This window comes from Paenibacillus sp. FSL E2-0190 (genome assembly GCF_037992965.1).
In the GTDB taxonomy this organism is placed as follows: domain Bacteria; phylum Bacillota; class Bacilli; order Paenibacillales; family Paenibacillaceae; genus Paenibacillus_AQ; species Paenibacillus_AQ odorifer.
Map to the genome: position 1 here is coordinate 6,091,862 of NZ_CP150306.1, position 17,294 is coordinate 6,109,155.

Consider the following 17,294-nt stretch of genomic DNA (forward strand, 5'->3'; position numbering starts at 1 on the left):
TCATTCTCCCTTCGAACCTCTCTAGCAATCTACTAGACAGTATGTTCGAATTAGGAGATTCTATACCTGAAATATCCCCACCAAGTGAGGGTTTATACTTCGATGCGTACTCAAGTACTTTGCGGGAGCCCCAAAACACACTTTCTTGTACAATAAAAAGGACTGAAGCAGAGGCTTCAGTCCTTTATTGTTATTCAGCTAGTCCATTTTTATATGCATAAATTGCTGCTTGGGTCCGGTCTTCCACGCCCAGCTTCGCGAGAATATTCGTCACATGAAATTTCACAGTTTTGATTCCAATAATTAGTTGATCGGCAATATCCTGATTGGATTTACCTTGCGCCAACAGACGTAATACTTCCATCTCGCGCTCCGTAAGCTCTTTATAAGCAGGTGATTCTCCTTTTGCATTGTTTCTAAAACGGTTCATCATTTTAGAGGCCACCTGTGACTCAAGCACGGACTGTCCTCTTGCCGCAGCGCGGATCGCATCCGCCACTTCACTAGCCCGCGAAGTCTTCAGCAGGTAACTAAAGGCGCCCGCTTCAATAACAGGATACATCTTTTCATCGTCCAAATAGCTTGTAAGAACAATAACTTTGATCTCTGGGTACTGCTTCATCAGCTGTTTAGTCGTTTCTATGCCATCCATCCCATCCATTACGAGATCCATTAAGACCACATCGGGATTGTACTCCTGAGCCAGCCGAATGCCTTCTTCTCCACTTCCAGCTTCACCTACGACCTCAATTCCATCCTCGGTACCTAAAACAGCTGCTAGTCCGATCCGTACCATTTCATGATCATCTACGAGTAGTACTTTAATTGCTTCCTCCATCTCCATGGTTACTCTTTCCTCCTATTATTCATTGACTAACGGAACGGTAATTTCAATACGCATTCCTTTACCCGGAGCGGTGATGAACTGAATGGAGCCTCCGATTTCATTAATCCGCTCCTGCATGTTCGACAAACCATAGGAAGCTTGTTTGGTGTCGTCCATCTCAAAGCCGATCCCATCATCACGCAACGTCAAGCGAACTGTATCTCCCCGTCTATGCAGCCGGATTTCCATTTTTTCTGCCTTCGCATGACGAAGTGTATTAGAAATCGCCTCTTGGACGATACGGAACAAGTGATTCTCTACCCCTTTTAACAGCTGCACATCAGGGTCCATTTCAAATACAATTTCGATTGGAACCTTGATCTTAAGCTCCTTGATCAATTCCTGCAGACCTTGTTCGAGGCCCTTTCCTTCCAAATAAACAGGTCTTAAATGCAGCAGCAATGCCCTCATCTCCGATTGGGCAACGGCAGACATTTCTTCTATAAGCGCAATTTGCCGCTGGGCTTTATCGAAATCTTTCTCCAAGGTCCGGCCCACCGCCGTGGCAGTCATGGAGATTGCAAATAGCTGCTGGGAAACAGCGTCGTGCAGTTCACGCGCAAGCCGCTGCCGTTCCTCCATAATAGCAGATACCCGCGCCTGCTCCGCAAGCTTCGCGTTATTCGTGGACAACCGCTGCAGCGTCGTCACTTGATTCTCCCATTTGCCGCTAATCCGGCCAAGCTGTTCTCCGAGCCTTCCCAGCTCATCATCACCTAGATCCGGCATGGACAGCGTCAAATTCCCCTTTTCCCATAATACGAGGGTCTGCCTAAGACGTTCCAACTGCCGCTTCACACGAAAGCTCTGATAAAAGCCATAACCAATCCCAAAGCCCATAGGCAGAAGAATTAGAGTGACCGCTGTCCGCACGCCAAATTTCCAGCTTTCAAAAGGCTTCAAATAGCCATATGTATACATGACATACATTATCACAAGCAGCATGACCAAAGAGAACAGAGCCCCCTCACCCATGCTGCGTGATATCATGTTTTTGTTCTTTTTTTCCATGCGGGGGACTCTCCCTTCTCTATCAAGCTTTTCAGGATAATCGTACATCTAGATCTCCCATTAAATAAGAAACACTAAATTTCACTTTGTATTCACTGCTGTCATAATTAGCTGATTTCCAATTCAGACGGTTCAACATCCCTGTATCTCGCTGGTTGCCGAATTCAATGGACCCAAAGAGCACAAAAGCTTCAATTTCCACGCCGTAATCATCGGACAGGTTAATGTCCATATCGCCAAAAATCCCTTGAAACAGCATGACCGTTTCCTTATGATCCGCCATAGCTAATGAAAGATCCACATCGGCCTCACCCAGTACATGCCAAGAGCTAAGGCTGTGCATCACCCAAGGTGAGCGGTCCCAGTCAAATCTGGATGAAAAGTTCTGCTTCTGCATAAACCCTTCCTTACGCTGTACTCTTTTGGATTTGGTAAAAAACATCCCAAGTGAGATTAAACAAATCCCCAGCACGAGCACCAAATGGTCCAGCAAAAGCAATACAGCACCTATCCCGAGCAGTTTATAGCCCTGCTTTACTTTGCCTGATGTCGTACGGTAGACTCCCAGCAGCAGGAACAGAAGCGCGACAATGGAGAAAAAGCCGAGCCATCTACCAAAAATCATCATGCAGCCAACAGCAATCAGTCCGATGGCAATCAAACGGTTTCGTTTATCCATTTCGCACCTCCTAAAAGTTTTGCGAAGCAAAACTCATTTTATACTATCGGTTAGATATCCGTCACTATGATGAGGAATATTATCACCGTTAAATATTATAGCTAGCCGCTATAAAAGCCATATCGGTATGGAGATCCATACCGTATGGCTTCTTCTTGTCCAGCATATCATATCCGTCCAAGTTTTAGGAACAGGATTTATTGTTCTTTTTTGTTTAGAGAAGGAGCCGCGGGTGTATCATTCAGCTTGTTTTTCAGTAGTGCCAATTGCTCATCCACTTTCAGTTGCTTCTCAACATCAACGGGTTTGCTATAAGCAGCGGATGGGCTGTAAGGTGCACGCATTACATCTGCTTCAGCCTCAAGCTGCATAATTTTCTCTTCCATCCGGTGGAATCCGAGTGATGCACTGCCACTTTCAATGGAATGTACGCTGCTGATTTGCGACATTTGTTTTTTAGCTTTAGCCATTTGAGCACGGGATACAAGCTCGTTACGTTTGTTGCGCAGCTTGTAGAACTCATCCTTCATGTCATGCAGTTGTTGCACTAATTCCTTAGCGTGTACTTCAGCTTGTGCGTGAAGATCACTGTACTCCACTTGCTTTTGGTCAAAGTAGATTTTTTCTTCCAACAGCTTGCGAGTTACTTCTTCTTGGCCATTTTTCAGTGCCAGTTCAGCTTGTGATCCACGTTGTGCAGACATTTTTGCTGCTTCTTCCACACGTTGCTTCATACGGCGTTCGTTAGCCATTTGTTTAGCAACTGTTACTTCTGCTTCGTGAATTTCAGCCTCCATATCGCGCAGATATTGGTTAAGCATTACGATTGGGTCCTCTACCTTATCCAACAAGTCATTTACCGACGCTTTTGTCATATCTTTAATTCTTTGAAATACTCCCATGATTTACAATTCCCCTTTCTCATATTTAGACAGTTTTTGTTTGAGTTCTTCTACTTCTTTTTGCAAAGCCTTCTTCTCAATATCCTTCATCATCGCATCCAAACCGGAGTCCGGTGCGGAATAAGCGTTGTTCTTCTCAAAATTAGGATTGTAATTTGGCTGGCGTCCATAAGGTCCATATCCGCCAGTAGCTTGTGGTCCGTGTCCATGTTCCGGTCTGCCTGAGTAGGGTCCGCCGAATGGGCCACCCGGTGCCCCAGGCCCTGGTCCAAATGGATTATAATGCGTCGGTTCCTTAGGAATGACCATTGCTGCAATGAAGTATACCGGAATCACCGCACCACCTGTAAACGGAATGCTGACCAGTAATAGAATCCGGAATAACGTGGAATCAATACCGAGTGTCTCAGATAATCCACCTGCAAGACCCGTCATCACTTTATCTCTTGTTGAACGATACAATCGACTCATAGCGCTACTCCTTTCCACCATTGTTCAGTTTTTCCTTTAGGCGAGCCATTTCTCTTTCGAGTACGGTCGCTACGGTCTCACCCGCTTGCACCGCATATTCCTGTCCCATGCGCCGCAAATCACGCAAGCTCTTTGCTTCTAATTCCCAATCCGACATCTGATCTTCCAGACGTCCGAACATTTTGGGAACATCACCACCATTGCCATAAGCACTGGCTCTTTGATTCATCCGTTGCTGCAATCGCAGCGACTCCATTCGTGCCGAATAATACTGACGTTTGCTGTACACCGTTTGATACTCTATTTTCAGCTCATTCAGCTGTGCTTCAAGTTCAAACAAGGATTGCTTGCTCTGTTCTAGCAGCCCGCTATATTGCTCCAGTTTTTCCTCGTGAATGATCTTTTCTTGTAAAGCCAGCTTCGCGAGATGATCCTCGCCTGCTTTCAGTGCCAACAACGCCTGCTCTTCACGTTTGTTTCTCATGGCAGTTGCTTGGTTCACTTGCTGCTGCAATTGCTTCGTGTGGGAAGCATATTGCTGGTACAGCCTTTCAGCTTCACTGATTTCCTCACGGGTTGAATGTAGAAATTGATCAATTAGTTTCACGGGATCTTGGCTTTGCTCCAGACGTTCGTTTAGATTAGCTACAGTAATATCCCTCATGCGACGAAAAACACTCATGATCTCCTGCTCCCTCCCTGCTTCTTGTTTAAGTACATTGCTTCTTAATAAGTACCATTGTTACTTCTGCCCTTTAATGCTGATACGCCCCAGACGATCAACGCCACTCCTAGAAGTGGTCCAATGATCCAGGAAAGCTTCGCGATCAGGGACATCACACCAATGAACATCAGTACCCAACCAATAATCTTGCGTCCGCTCTTAATCCCGTAGTACCCGAGAACAACCAGCAATACCGGGAAAAGTAATCTGAACATTCCGTGGATCAGAGGAAGCGCAATGCCGAGCAGCATAACCGCACCAATCACAATCAGTACAACCGCTAATCCGTTTCCTTGTCTTCTTTGCATTTTTTCTCACCGCCTTTCGTTGTCCTTAACCTTATAGCCTTATTCTAGGGTAAATCGCAGACTTTCAAAACAGACCAACGACGGTTTTTCGTACTGGACCTTAGTCGAGGTAGCTGTACGACTACAGACCACTGTTGGGCTAGTTGTAGCTCATAACCAACCTTTGCACATATAAATGGGAATGCTACCCATCAAAAATTAAAAGGACACCACCCTATATAGGTGATGCCCTTTTGAACTTTCCTTTAGGGTTAACTATGCGGCTCTTTATCAAAAAACCTCGCTCCGTAATCTTTCAATAATAGTCTTCTTAGATATGCTATGGTAACACAAAACGGGTACTACAATAGAGATCAGCATAAAGGGGATTATACTAAGTAAAATAGGGGTTAATGTAAAAGTCCAAGTAAAATAATCAAGTTCTGCTCCCATTGCGGGTACTAGGGTAGTATTTGCCAAGCTTCCTAGCACAATCGAAAACATCAGCCCTAGGAAGGCATACCCGCCCCCCTCAAAGATAAGCATTTCTTTTACCTGCTTATCCGTCATGGCTATTGATTGCAGCATGGCAATTTCTCGTTTTCTGGTTAAAATAGAAGTTTGCATGGAATTTATGAAATTCAGAATCCCAATAACACCTAGCAGAATACAAAATGCACCTCCTACCACCTCATACATAAAGATTAAACTACGAAAGGTTTCTCTAGAAGTATTCTTCGAATAGAAATCCAATCCGGTATCCGTATGTAAGCAATAGTCCTCCAGCCATTTTTCTGTCTGAGTTAAATGTTCATCATCTACGTTAAAGATTGTATACATTGGCAGCATAGAATCTGCATGGGCAAGCAGTTCATCCGAAGGCAACAAATACTCTAATCCTATATCATAATATGCCACTGAGTGAATAGCTCCCGGAAAATCAACAATGGCAAGCACTTCATATTCCTTTTCCTTTCCGTTTCCAAAACTCACTTTAACTTTATCTCCCGGATGATAAATGCTGCTTGTACCATCTAGGAATTTCTTACAGTTAGTAACATAGATTCCCTCTCCGTTCTCCCAGCGTTTTTGATCCAAAGCTCCTTCCTTTACTTGAATCATCTGTGCCGGCCACTCACTGAAACCAAATGTATTCACTATTGATCTCCGTTTCACCATTTCCTGAGAACTCAGAAATTCCTCTTGGTCCTTTTCATTCATCAATCCGACTTCTCTTTTCAGCGCAGACATTGCCTGATCACTTAAATTTTGTGTTAAAGGGAGTACATAAACATTACCGCTATTTTCAAGCCCGTCCAATGACTCTACTTGTTTTATGAACTCATTGCTTACACCGGAAGTATCAAATGGAGGCGAATTATTTATGATAGAAGTATCAGCAACCGTAAAGTCCGAAACAGACTGAAACTCAATGAACTTATTAAAATCAAAAGAATGCACAAGACCATAAGTACTATTAAGAATAACCAAACTAAGTGTAAAAGAAAGCGTGACGATGATCACTTTTCGGGGGTTCCTCTTTAAATTAGCCATTGCTAGACGAACGGATGTTATTGGTTGAGCTTTTTTCTTTTTTCTTCTTAGTTCTCCCGCCTGTTTTCCTTCAACATAACTTAGAGCTTCTATTGGAGAAACCCTTGATGCAACCTTTGCTGGCCCTAAGCAACTTAATAACACTGTGCAGAGGCTGAATATAGCGGCAATAGCAAAAATAAGCGGGTGTACACTTGTTACGACGCGCATATCTTCACCAAAAATATCGATAATAGCCGGAACAAGAAAACGACCGATCGTCCAACCTATCACTAGTCCAAAAGGAATACCGATACAAGCAAGATATATTGCCTTATAACGAACCATTCTTTTGATTTGTTTTGAAGTTGTCCCAATGACTTTTAATAATCCATAAGATTTAATTTCTTGTGCAATTGAAATATAGAATATATTGTAGATTAACAAATATCCAGCTAAGAAAATCACTGTGATTACAAGGAAACCTAGAAGTATATTTTGAGGTTCAGATCCTAGAATATCATAAGAAGCGTTAACAGTTATTTGACCATCAAAATCACTTCTGCTGGCAAGTTGTTCAGATTTCGTTTCAATATCCCACGTATTCGAAAACCAAAATTGACTGTTGATATAGCCTGAGTACACATTGGGACGGTTGTTCCATGGTTCAGTTGCCACAGGAGCTATTAAATCTGCATATTCACGAGAAAGCCAAATATTTTGACGCCAAGAGAGCGGATTTCCATCCCAAATTCCACAAACGGTAAAGGTATCTGTTATTGTTTTTTCATCTGTTTTGAAGGTTAACGAAATAGATTGACCTAATGTATGGGGAAGACCCAGCGCATCCAATACCAAGGTGCTTACACTTATGTCTTTCTTTTGCTGTGGCATGTTTCCAAGCTGTGGTAAGCTATACGCCCATTTTGCATACTTTTCCTCACCATACCTCACTTCTGTAGGTAACTTAGAAAAGGCAGCCCCCTGTGCATCACCGATAAGAACCGAATAGGAGATGTCCTTAATCATTAAATCTGAAGAGACTCTTTTATACTCAGGCATAGACATTTGATGAAATCCACCATGAGCATTGCTCCCCGCGATTCTCATCTTGTTGTCTTTCATTGACTCTAACAAACTCCCTGCAATAGTAAATACACTGGTGAACATAATCGCAGCCAAGGCTATTGCCAGAATAGCAAAATAATTTTTGCTAGATTTAAGAGAGCGCTTTGCCAATTTTTTCATAGTTTTTCCACTATTGTGTTTCAAAGTTCCCACCTCCCTTACATTATTATTCCGCTTGTCTTAGCTGTTCAATAACACTTGAACGGGAAATAGATTTGTACAACAAACCAGGAATTATAGAACAGATCAACAAGACAACCCCCGAATATATGATTAAAGAGGTAACCGGATATCTAAACACTCCATAGCCTATATATTCATGCAATATATTAAAGACCAGATAACTAATGCCACTACCCACTATTAATGTAAGAACAAAAGCAATTAGAGCAAACCATATTCCTTCAAAGGTGATCAGCCATTTAATCTGCTTCTTCGTCGCGCCAATAGATGCTAGAACAGCAAACTCCTGTTTTCTGGATACAATGCTTACTAATATAGTGTTAATAAAATTCAAAACACCGATGCTGCTTAAAATGATAATGATAACAATAGAAAGATTGGAAAAAGACTGCTTTAAGTCAGCAAACGCTTTTGCCTGTTCAATTTTTGAGGTGCGTGAAATGCTGCTGTCTCCGCTTGTAAGGAGTTTGACCTCATTCAACACATCCTGTTCTTTTCCTTTTTGCGCATTAATCTTAATAGAGTAAATCACAGCATCAGAATGATATTTGTTGATAACATTATTTGACACAATTAGCCATGGAGCAGCACCACTATTCATAGCATCACGTTCAAACGTCATTTGACCGCCAATTTTCACCTTATAGCTCTTGTTGTTGTCAATTACCGTAAAGGGTATCTGTACACCTATTGGAATGCCATTCCCATTAATATCAGTTACCAATGCTATCTTCCCTTTGGAAAAGTCGCTTAAATTAATCGGGTTCTTAGCAGTACGGTTATACTCCTCCAGTTTTTTATCATCAATGCCGATCAATAAACCCCAAAAGTTAGTTTTAGGATCTTCCTCATAATGTTTTTTATCTCTGAGTTCCTCATTCACACCTGCACGAAATTCATTGTAATTTCGCAGCCACTCACCATGAGTACTATCTGAATAATGCTGGAAAATAGATACTACCGTCGTTCGTTCGAGTTCACGGATCCCGTTTACTGCGGAAATTTGCGACAACAACTCAGGAGTAAAGTGCTGCTCCTCTGTTGGATTAAAACTGGCTCTGGTCATTTGGTTATACATAGCAATGTCGTATTTAACCTCTGCATTGATGTATTCCTCCGCACTGAAGGATTTTAGAAATGTGGAAAGCACCACAAGTGCAGTGCTGCCTAAGAAGAGCGTTAACACAACAAAAAGCAATCTTTTTTTACTACGGAGTATATTTTTTAACGACATATACGGTATTTTCGCGCCATGTCTACCTCTTGAATTTTGTTTTCCGGATTGTGTATCAGTATGTTTCGACGCTTCAATCGGAGAAATTCTCCCTGCCTTCTTTGCAGGTGCTCTATAGCTTAAAAATAGAGTTAACGCTGAGAAAAATAGGGCCAAGAGCAACACCCATAAGTTGACTTGCCTATCTATGGATGAGAAACCCTCATACGAAGATAAGGCAAGCGGCACTACGTAAAATGAAAGCCCCCATCCCAACAGCATCCCCACAGGCAGGGCAAAAAAGGCTACTTTAGCAACACTGTAATAGACAATTTGCTTGATTTGCGCACTAGTCATTCCCAGCATTTTCAGCAGCCCATAAAATCGTACGTCTCGAGTAATAGAGATATACGCAACGTTGAAAATAATAAGGTATCCATCAAACATAAAAAACAAAACCATTATTACTGCAACCAGTGAATCCTTGACATTCATATTCAATTTACCGTCATATGAAGGAATCAACTGCTGATTTCCATCCAAATCAATGGAGGCTCGAATCTGCTCGATTTTATCGTGATAATGTCTGGTATCTTTAAATAATAACCCTACAAGATTCGGCACTTCCTGCGGATGTTCTCTTAAAAATGTTTCTGAAAAAAAGACAATTCGATTGTTTTCAGAATTGATATTTACCGTGTCCTCATAGAATCCAGACAGAGTAAAGGGAAGGCTCTGAACCTCTGCGTCGCCGTTTTTTGAAATATCACTGATAGCAACAGACAATGAAACCTCCATTCCAGTCTGCGGCTTTGAGTATCCCAACCTATTCAACAGCCATGTTGACATCATGATTTCATTGCCTTTAGCAGGATAGGTACCCTGCATATTATCTACAAGTGATCCGCTATATTCCTCCCAATTTGTAGAACTGATCATCTGTATATCAATCCCAGCCTGTCCCTTATTATTGACAAGTGATCCCATTTTGGTTTGAATATTCATTTCAGGCTTTAAAATATCAAATTTACTTAATAAATCTAATTGATTCTGTGTTGGACGACTCAAAATAACATTAGCACTTGTCCCGGTTTCTTTCATTTCTTGATGTTTAGATAATTTCAAGTAACTGTAAAATGTGCTGCAAGCTGCTGTAATCAGAATGGTCGTAAGAATGATGGCGCATGCCAATATAATATTTCTGGTTTTGTTTGCCTTATAGTATCTCTGAAATAATTTTCGGATGACGGATGAAGAATGATTTCTATACATTTTTTCCCTCTCTAATCCACGATTTTCCCATCCTCCATACGGAGAATCCGATCAGCACGCAAGGAAATTTCGTTGTTATGTGTAATCATAATGATTGTTTGATTTAGTTGGTGACTAGTCATTTCCAGCAGCTTGATTACCTCTTCACTTGTTTGACTATCCAAATTTCCAGTGGGCTCATCGGCAAGGATAATAGCGGGCTTCATCGCTAAAGCCCTTGCAATTGCTACACGCTGTTGTTGGCCCCCAGACAAATTGTTGGGTAAATTATTCAGCTTCTCCTTCAGTCCTAACATCCTTACAATGATGTTCACATACTCCTTATCCACCTTGTTTCCATCAAGTTCAATCGGCAGAACGATATTCTCGTAGACATTAAGTATCGGCATTAGATTATAATTTTGAAAAATGAACCCGATATTTTTACGTCTAAAAATCGTAAGCTGATCACTGTTCATCTTTGACAGTTCTTTCCCATTCACTTCTACGGTGCCAGAGGTAGGATTATCAAGGCCCCCGAGCATATGCAGTAGCGTAGACTTACCGCTGCCGGAAGTCCCAACGATAGCCACAAATTCACCTTGCTCCACACTCATTGTTATGCCATCCAACGCTTTGACAGGGTTTGGTTCACTACCGTAATACTTTCTCAAGTCGTTAGCTTTTAATATACTCATGCACAACCCCTCTATTTCTTTAGAATATCTGATTCTTCATGTGTCATACCGTCGTGAAATTTCTTGCAATACCAATAACTAGAATAAATAGTGTGTGCTTCGACATTTTTTTCCAAGATCCACTTTATTCCATTAATTTACTATTTTATATAAAAAAATTCGTTTACAATGTTTTTTTTGAGGACTATACTAACTATTTGTTCTAGAAAATTACATTTAATATACAATAAAACATTTTTAAAGATTATAAAGAAAAGTCCACTTTCAACTGTCTACTAAATAAAAATCTCGCTTTCGAATAAATCCCGAGAATGTATAATGATCAAATAAGAAACAAAGGAGAATTACTATGAACATACTGATCGTTGAGGACGACCGTAGTTTAAATAAAGGGATCGCTCTCACTCTTTCTCAAAACAATGTCATGATCCATCAAGCCTACGATATTGCCGCGGCGGAGCATATTTTCGCAGTTAACCCTATTGATCTCATCATTCTGGACATCAATCTGCCAGACGGCAGTGGACTGGATTATTGCGAGCAACTTCGCAAGACCTCACGCGTACCCATTATTTTCCTAACCGCCAATGATATGGAGTCCGACATTATCACCGGTTTTGCATTGGGGGGCGATGACTATATCACTAAACCATTCAGCCTAATGGTGCTTCGCGCCAGAGTAATGGCAGTGCTCAGAAGAACGGAATCACTAGGGACTGGAAAAATAACATTGGGTCCCTTAGAACTCGATTTTGAGAAACTGGAGTACAGCAAAAATAAACAATCGCTCCAGCTGAGCAAAACTGAGCAAAAACTGCTGCGGCTGCTGGTGACGAATACGGGCAATATTTTGACCCGAGAACAGCTGATAGACAAGATCTGGAGCAAGGATGCCGAATTTGTGGATGAAAACGCATTGACAGTAGCCATCAAACGGCTGCGTGCTAAACTTGAGGATGACCCGGCAGCACCCAAATATATCAAGACCATTTACGGACTTGGATACATGTGGACTGAAGGGCAAAAACCATGAAAACCAATAGCCCACCTGCTAATTTCAAGCAAATTCATAGGCTCTTTTTACTGATCATCCTTATACTAGTAGCCTGTTTTATCGGCAGTATAATGTTTCTGTACGGGTTCGACCCCACTCTGCTCCAACTGACTTCTCTATTTATCATCTGTATATTAGCGACAGGAGCCGTATGGGTCTGGTTATGGAACCGCCAGATCGCAATCTATATACAGACCTTGGACACTGCGATTGAACGGGCTATACATGACCTGCCGCCACTCACTAACTATGAAGAAACCGCTCTGTCTTCGATGGAACATAAACTAAAGCGGTATATAGGGATGGCTAAGGCGAATGAACGAAATATCCAAACAGAGAAAAACAAAATAAAAGAGCTGATCTCGGATATCTCCCATCAAACCAAGACCCCCCTCTCTAATATCATGGTATTCAGTCAGTTGCTCGAAGAGATGCCCGGACTAAATGAGAATGTCCGGCACTACATACAGCATATTAAAGCGCAGTCAGATAAGTTGGATTGGCTGATTCAGTCTCTAATCAAATTATCACGTTTGGAAACAGGAATGATCTCCCTACAGCAGATTGAGGCGAAACCGCTCATACAAACTCTGACGCAGGCTTTATCCCAGATTTATGCACAAGCGGAAAACAAACAAATTACGATCAATATTGACTGCGGGACACACATCTTAGCCTGCCACGATGTCAAATGGACAAGTGAAGCACTATTCAACCTGCTCGAGAATGCTGTGAAGTACACACCGCATAACGGACAAATTTCCGTTCTTGCTGAAAGCAACGAGATGTTCACCTGTCTCCACCTTACCGATACTGGACTTGGAATCCCCAGCGAAGAAATCCCTCACATCTTTAAGCGGTTTTACCGAGGAAAGCAAGCGCGTGAATTCGAGGGGGTCGGCATCGGGTTGTTTTTGTCCAGAGAGATTATCACGGCGCAAGGCGGCCATATCAACGTCATTTCTGAAACTGGAAAAGGTACAACTTTCTCTGTTTACCTGCCCCAGCGCTGAAATAGAATGTGTCATTATGGTCAGAATTCAGACACTCTCCTGTCAGATTGATTTGCTACCCTTAAATCATGGACAAACAGATCTCATTGGAGGGGAAGAGTTATGCCGATTCTACAGACTGAAAATTTAAAAAAACACTATGGAAAGGTTGGCTCAAGCGTTAAGGCTTTGGACGGTATATCACTGTCAGTGGATAAAGGGGAGTTTGTCGCCATTGTCGGCACTAGCGGCAGCGGCAAAAGCACTCTTCTTCATATGCTTGGCGGATTAGATCGGGCAACAGAGGGCAAGGTTTACGTGGACGGGAACGATATTTTTGCGATGAGTGATGAGAAGCTGACCATTTTTCGGCGCAGATCGGTGGGGTTTGTTTTTCAGAATTACAATTTGGTACCCATACTAAATGTGCGGGAGAATATTGTGCTGCCCATTGAACTGGACGGTGGCAAAATTGACGAAACTTATCTTGATCTAATCATCCGCACTTTAGGCTTGCAGGAAAAGATGAATACTCTACCTTCTAATCTGTCTGGCGGACAGCAGCAACGGGTGGCAATAGCCAGAGCATTGGCGACCAAACCTTCAATCATCTTAGCAGATGAACCTACAGGTAATCTGGACAGCAAAACAAGCCAAGAAGTGCTGATTTTACTTAAACAGATGAGTGAAAAATTCAACCAAACCATTGTGATGATCACACACAATGAACAAATTGCTCAAACTGCTGACCGTATTATCCGTATTGAAGATGGCGTCATTTTCACTGGCTCACTCCGTAGCTCCGGAGTGAGCCAGCCATGATCAGCACGAATAACCATAAGACCATTGCTACTTTAGCCAAAAAAAGCCTCAAAGCCAACCGTGCTCGCAATTTCACTATCATCTGTGCCATCGTACTGACTACGCTTTTGATCACCAGCGTGTTTACCTTGGCGCTCAGTATTAACAAATCGATGCAACGCGCACAAATGCAGACTACCGGCAGCGATTATCATGGAAGCTTCAAATATCTGAATCCTGCCGAGTTGGAGAAGCTGAAGAATCAACCATCCATCAAAGAGTATGGCGTCTTCCTTAAGGTTGGCGATATAAGCACCAGTCTGTTCAAGAATCACCGGGTAGAGGTCCTTCGAATTGACGAGAATTATGCCAAACACGGTTTTATCAACTTTATAGCCGGCGGACTGCCCTCCCAAGAGAATGAAATCGTCCTAAATACTTGGGCGCTTGACTTGCTAGGAGCAAAACATGAGTTAGGCCAGACTGTGAAGCTGGATATAGACATTGGTGAAAAAGTCATAAGCCAAGACTTTAAGCTCTCCGGATATTACGAAACCGATCAAAATTTGGCGATGTCAGGATTGGCTTTTGTATCCGAAGCATTTACACAGAAGAACATTTCCCATATTGACCCGGACATCTCTGAGGCAACGGGTTCTTATGTGAACACCGCAGGTCTAGGGGTGATGTTTAATAATTCTTATAATATTGAACAGAAGGTACAAAAGATTTTGACGGACACCGGCCTGGATGTACCTTATGGTGTCAATCCGGCTTATACAAGTGTTTCTCTCTCCGATAATCTACTGAATATCATTCCTTATGCAGTTGTCATTCTTATCACCATGCTGAGCGGCTATTTACTAATCTACAATATCTTTTTTATTTCCGTCGTGCGGGATGTCAAATTTTACGGGCTGCTAAAGACCATCGGTACCACACCCCGACAACTGAAAAAGATCATCTCCATTCAGGCCCGGTCACTTTATCTCGTCGCATTGCCTTTTGGATTGGGGTTCGGGTATCTGCTAGGTCTGCTGATTCTCCCTATGGCCTCCTCATTTTTAAACGGTTCTACTGATAATGTCTATTCTGCTAGCCCGTGGATATTTATTGGTGCAGCAGCATTCTCGTTTATGACAGTATGGATCGCCGCAAGCAAACCGGGCCGAATGGCTTCGCGAACCTCGCCGGTAGAGGCTGTAAAATTTGCCGGAGTCAGCAGCGGTGGAAAACGGAATGCCAAAAAATCAAAACATGGCGCAAAACTTCACAACATGGCGTTCTCCAACCTGTTCAGAAGCAAAAAGAAGCTGATCCTGATGCTCTCTTCACTCTCCTTGAGTATCATCTTGTTCAGTACCATTTTTACAGTAATTTCCTCACTGGATGTGAATAAATATCTGCGTGCCTTTATCTCCGGTGATTTTGTGGTTCAGAATGAAGTGCTAGTCAGTATTACAGGACCTCGAGACGGTGATCCATATAAGCTTTCAGAGGAATTCGCCAACAATCTAAGTAAAATTGACGGTGTAGAAACTGTTGATAAGGTTTACCACAGATATGTTCCATCTCCTGTCGATGATGCTGTCCGGGCTATTTTGGAGCCAATGGCAGCTGCTGACCCACATCCTTATCTTCTCTCCACTTTAGATAAGGGGGGGATGGTCTACAATCATTTATATGGATTAGATCCGGGCTGGTATGATCTTGTGGACAAGGATATTATTGAAGGGGAGTTTAACAGGCAGAAGTTTGCTTCAGGAAAATATGCGGTCATATCTGAGGCCATGTTTATAGAAGAAGATAGCTACCGCACCTATTATCATCCTGGAGATACAGTCACTTTCGAGAAGTCGGATAAATCTTATGAAGTGATGGCAGTAGTAAAACATGATGCAGTATATGCTGCCACAACAAAATCTTACTCTATGTTAGGTTACAACATCTTCCTCCCTGCTTCGGAGCTGCAGAAGGAAATGCCGAAGGGTACAGATCCAGCCAATATCGTTTCAGCCACACTACATGTCGATCCGACTAAGCTGGACCAGGTAGAACAAGTGGTCAAAGCTTTAACAGATTCAACTGATGAATTAACTTTAAAATCAAGGGAGGATTACAAGGATGAGCTCGGTGGATTCATTCGCATTTTTCAAACCGTCGGGTATGGGCTTAGCCTGGTCATTGCTCTAATCGGGGTGCTGAATTATATCAACACTGTACTCACCGGGGTAGTCTCCCGCCGGAATGAACTTGCCATGCTGGAGAGTATTGGCATGACCAAAAAGCAGCTAAAACGTATGCTGATCCTTGAAGGATTCTACACCGTTTTGCTAACCGTCCTCATAACCTCAACATTAGGTGTATTGCTGACCTATAACCTTTCCAAAAACATCACGGAAAATATGGCCTTTATGGTATTTCAGATGAGTTGGCTGCCGTTTATCCTCACCGTTCCTATTTTGTTAATTCTCGCTTACACAGTGACACTGAGAGCCTATAAAACGTTATCCCAAGCATCCATTGTGGAACGGCTGAGAGAAGCCGAGTAATGTAAGACACACCTAAATACTCCTATTACAAAAAGGGCAGCCCGGTAAATATCGCCGGGCTGCCCTTTTTTATAGATCCATATTCAGCTTATTTAAACGCAGGCAACGCAATATCCGCGTAATTATCCTCAAGGAACTTTTTCACTTCAGGACCGCTGATCCGTTTAGCCAGCTTTTGAATGGCGTCAGAGTCCTTGTTATCTTCACGTGCCACCAAAGTAATTGTGAATTCGGAATCTTCGCCTTCCGTAATCAGTGCATCTTTCTTCGGTGTCAATCCTAGTGGGCTCGCATAAGCCGGAGTCATGGCTACCAGATCGCCATCATCAAGCATACGGGCCAGCATTAGGAGATCGACTTCTTCAAACTTGAATTTTTTTGGATTTTCAGTAATGTCTGCTTGTGTGGCTTGAATGCCTACGCCTTCTTTTAGCTTAATAAGATCAGCTGCAGCGAACATTTGCAATGAACGGCCGATGTTAGATGGATCATTAGCCATTACAAGCGTAGCCCCTTCAGGAAGATCAGCTATAGTCTTATAACGTTTGGAGTATCCGCCATAAATAGCGTCATAAACAGGCTGTACCTCTACCAGATTAGAGCCTTTGCTTTCATTATATTGCTTCATATAAGGAACGTGTTGGAAAAAGTTAGCGTCTACTTCTTTATTAGCCAACGCCTCATTAGGCTGCACATTATCAGAGAGAACAACGATCTCCAGATCAATGCCATCTTCCTTCAGGAGCGGCTTCACAATATCCAGAATTTCTGTCATAGGTGGGATCAGTGTAGCGATCTTTAATTTGGTTAACTCATCATTACTACCTTTTGCAGTATTGTTCTCGGCTGCTTTATTAGAGCCACAACCCGCTACGACCAATACCATTAATGTAAGCACAAGTATCATTGATTTTTTCATTAGTACTACT

General features: G+C 42.4%; 15 protein-coding genes. 4 read left to right on the forward strand and 11 right to left on the reverse strand.

Annotated elements, in window-relative coordinates:
• Nucleotides 1-190 precede the first annotated feature (190 nt).
• The 10 genes from NST25_RS26665 to NST25_RS26710 all read right to left on the reverse strand — a co-directional run bounded on the left by NST25_RS26665 (nt 191) and on the right by NST25_RS26710 (nt 10,966).
• Nucleotides 191-844 carry a response regulator transcription factor gene (locus NST25_RS26665; protein ID WP_036685532.1) on the reverse strand — a complete coding sequence of 218 codons (654 nt, stop codon included), beginning with the start codon at nt 842-844 and terminating at the stop codon, nt 191-193.
• An 18-nt stretch (nt 845-862) separates the two neighbouring features.
• Entirely contained in the window at nt 863-1,897 is a 1,035-nt protein-coding gene (locus tag NST25_RS26670; protein WP_076130326.1) for a sensor histidine kinase, read from the reverse strand.
• 31 nt (nt 1,898-1,928) lie between these two features.
• Complete coding sequence (gene liaF / locus NST25_RS26675; protein ID WP_036685537.1) at nt 1,929-2,576, reverse strand: cell wall-active antibiotics response protein LiaF; 648 nt, start codon at nt 2,574-2,576, stop codon at nt 1,929-1,931.
• A 197-nt stretch (nt 2,577-2,773) separates the two neighbouring features.
• Complete coding sequence (locus NST25_RS26680; RefSeq protein ID WP_036685540.1) at nt 2,774-3,478, reverse strand: PspA/IM30 family protein; 705 nt, start codon at nt 3,476-3,478, stop codon at nt 2,774-2,776.
• A 3-nt stretch (nt 3,479-3,481) separates the two neighbouring features.
• Nucleotides 3,482-3,949 carry a PspC domain-containing protein gene (locus tag NST25_RS26685; RefSeq protein ID WP_076184838.1) on the reverse strand — a complete coding sequence of 156 codons (468 nt, stop codon included), beginning with the start codon at nt 3,947-3,949 and terminating at the stop codon, nt 3,482-3,484.
• A 4-nt stretch (nt 3,950-3,953) separates the two neighbouring features.
• Nucleotides 3,954-4,631: a PspA/IM30 family protein gene (locus NST25_RS26690; RefSeq protein WP_036685541.1), complete on the reverse strand. Its 678-nt coding sequence runs from the start codon at nt 4,629-4,631 to the stop codon at nt 3,954-3,956.
• A gap of 44 nt (nt 4,632-4,675) precedes the next feature.
• The gene (locus NST25_RS26695; RefSeq protein ID WP_036685544.1) at nt 4,676-4,981 is read right to left on the reverse strand and encodes a hypothetical protein; all 306 of its coding nucleotides are present in this window, start codon (nt 4,979-4,981) and stop codon (nt 4,676-4,678) included.
• A gap of 270 nt (nt 4,982-5,251) precedes the next feature.
• Entirely contained in the window at nt 5,252-7,765 is a 2,514-nt protein-coding gene (locus NST25_RS26700; RefSeq protein ID WP_217696589.1) for an ABC transporter permease, read from the reverse strand.
• Nucleotides 7,766-7,787: 22 nt separating this feature from the next.
• The gene (locus tag NST25_RS26705; protein WP_340392871.1) at nt 7,788-10,289 is read right to left on the reverse strand and encodes an ABC transporter permease; all 2,502 of its coding nucleotides are present in this window, start codon (nt 10,287-10,289) and stop codon (nt 7,788-7,790) included.
• Between the two features lie 11 nt (nt 10,290-10,300).
• A complete protein-coding gene (locus NST25_RS26710; RefSeq protein WP_076130305.1) occupies nt 10,301-10,966 on the reverse strand; it encodes an ABC transporter ATP-binding protein in 666 nt (221 codons plus the stop codon).
• A 349-nt stretch (nt 10,967-11,315) separates the two neighbouring features.
• Between NST25_RS26710 and NST25_RS26715 the strand changes: the two genes are divergently transcribed.
• The 4 genes from NST25_RS26715 (at nt 11,316) to NST25_RS26730 (ending at nt 16,365) form a co-directional block, all read left to right on the forward strand.
• Nucleotides 11,316-11,999, forward strand: coding sequence for a response regulator transcription factor (locus NST25_RS26715; protein ID WP_076130304.1), 684 nt, complete (start codon nt 11,316-11,318; stop codon nt 11,997-11,999).
• Nucleotides 11,996-13,033 carry a HAMP domain-containing sensor histidine kinase gene (locus NST25_RS26720; protein ID WP_076130303.1) on the forward strand — a complete coding sequence of 346 codons (1,038 nt, stop codon included), beginning with the start codon at nt 11,996-11,998 and terminating at the stop codon, nt 13,031-13,033. The genes NST25_RS26715 and NST25_RS26720 overlap by 4 nt, the downstream gene beginning before the upstream one ends.
• A 102-nt stretch (nt 13,034-13,135) precedes the next feature.
• The gene (locus NST25_RS26725) at nt 13,136-13,834 is read left to right on the forward strand and encodes an ABC transporter ATP-binding protein (RefSeq protein ID WP_076308852.1); all 699 of its coding nucleotides are present in this window, start codon (nt 13,136-13,138) and stop codon (nt 13,832-13,834) included.
• The gene (locus tag NST25_RS26730; RefSeq protein WP_076308851.1) at nt 13,831-16,365 is read left to right on the forward strand and encodes an ABC transporter permease; all 2,535 of its coding nucleotides are present in this window, start codon (nt 13,831-13,833) and stop codon (nt 16,363-16,365) included. Before NST25_RS26725 ends, NST25_RS26730 begins: the two co-directional genes overlap by 4 nt.
• 88 nt (nt 16,366-16,453) lie before the next feature.
• Here NST25_RS26730 and NST25_RS26735 read toward each other — a convergent pair whose 3' ends face one another.
• On the reverse strand, nt 16,454-17,284 hold the full coding sequence (locus NST25_RS26735; protein WP_076308850.1) for a MetQ/NlpA family ABC transporter substrate-binding protein: 831 nt from the start codon (nt 17,282-17,284) through the stop codon (nt 16,454-16,456).
• Between the last annotated feature and the right edge of the window lie 10 nt (nt 17,285-17,294).

Coding starts and splice junctions, on each gene's coding strand:
- NST25_RS26665 (WP_036685532.1), bottom strand. CDS start 844: ATGGAGATGGAGGAAGCAATTAAAGTACTACTCGTAGATGATCATGAA.
- NST25_RS26670 (WP_076130326.1), bottom strand. CDS start 1,897: ATGGAAAAAAAGAACAAAAACATGATATCACGCAGCATGGGTGAGGGG.
- liaF (WP_036685537.1), bottom strand. CDS start 2,576: ATGGATAAACGAAACCGTTTGATTGCCATCGGACTGATTGCTGTTGGC.
- NST25_RS26680 (WP_036685540.1), bottom strand. CDS start 3,478: ATGGGAGTATTTCAAAGAATTAAAGATATGACAAAAGCGTCGGTAAAT.
- NST25_RS26685 (WP_076184838.1), bottom strand. CDS start 3,949: ATGAGTCGATTGTATCGTTCAACAAGAGATAAAGTGATGACGGGTCTT.
- NST25_RS26690 (WP_036685541.1), bottom strand. CDS start 4,631: ATGAGTGTTTTTCGTCGCATGAGGGATATTACTGTAGCTAATCTAAAC.
- NST25_RS26695 (WP_036685544.1), bottom strand. CDS start 4,981: ATGCAAAGAAGACAAGGAAACGGATTAGCGGTTGTACTGATTGTGATT.
- NST25_RS26705 (WP_340392871.1), bottom strand. CDS start 10,289: ATGTATAGAAATCATTCTTCATCCGTCATCCGAAAATTATTTCAGAGA.
- NST25_RS26710 (WP_076130305.1), bottom strand. CDS start 10,966: ATGAGTATATTAAAAGCTAACGACTTGAGAAAGTATTACGGTAGTGAA.
- NST25_RS26715 (WP_076130304.1), top strand. CDS start 11,316: ATGAACATACTGATCGTTGAGGACGACCGTAGTTTAAATAAAGGGATC.
- NST25_RS26720 (WP_076130303.1), top strand. CDS start 11,996: ATGAAAACCAATAGCCCACCTGCTAATTTCAAGCAAATTCATAGGCTC.
- NST25_RS26725 (WP_076308852.1), top strand. CDS start 13,136: ATGCCGATTCTACAGACTGAAAATTTAAAAAAACACTATGGAAAGGTT.
- NST25_RS26730 (WP_076308851.1), top strand. CDS start 13,831: ATGATCAGCACGAATAACCATAAGACCATTGCTACTTTAGCCAAAAAA.
- NST25_RS26735 (WP_076308850.1), bottom strand. CDS start 17,284: ATGAAAAAATCAATGATACTTGTGCTTACATTAATGGTATTGGTCGTA.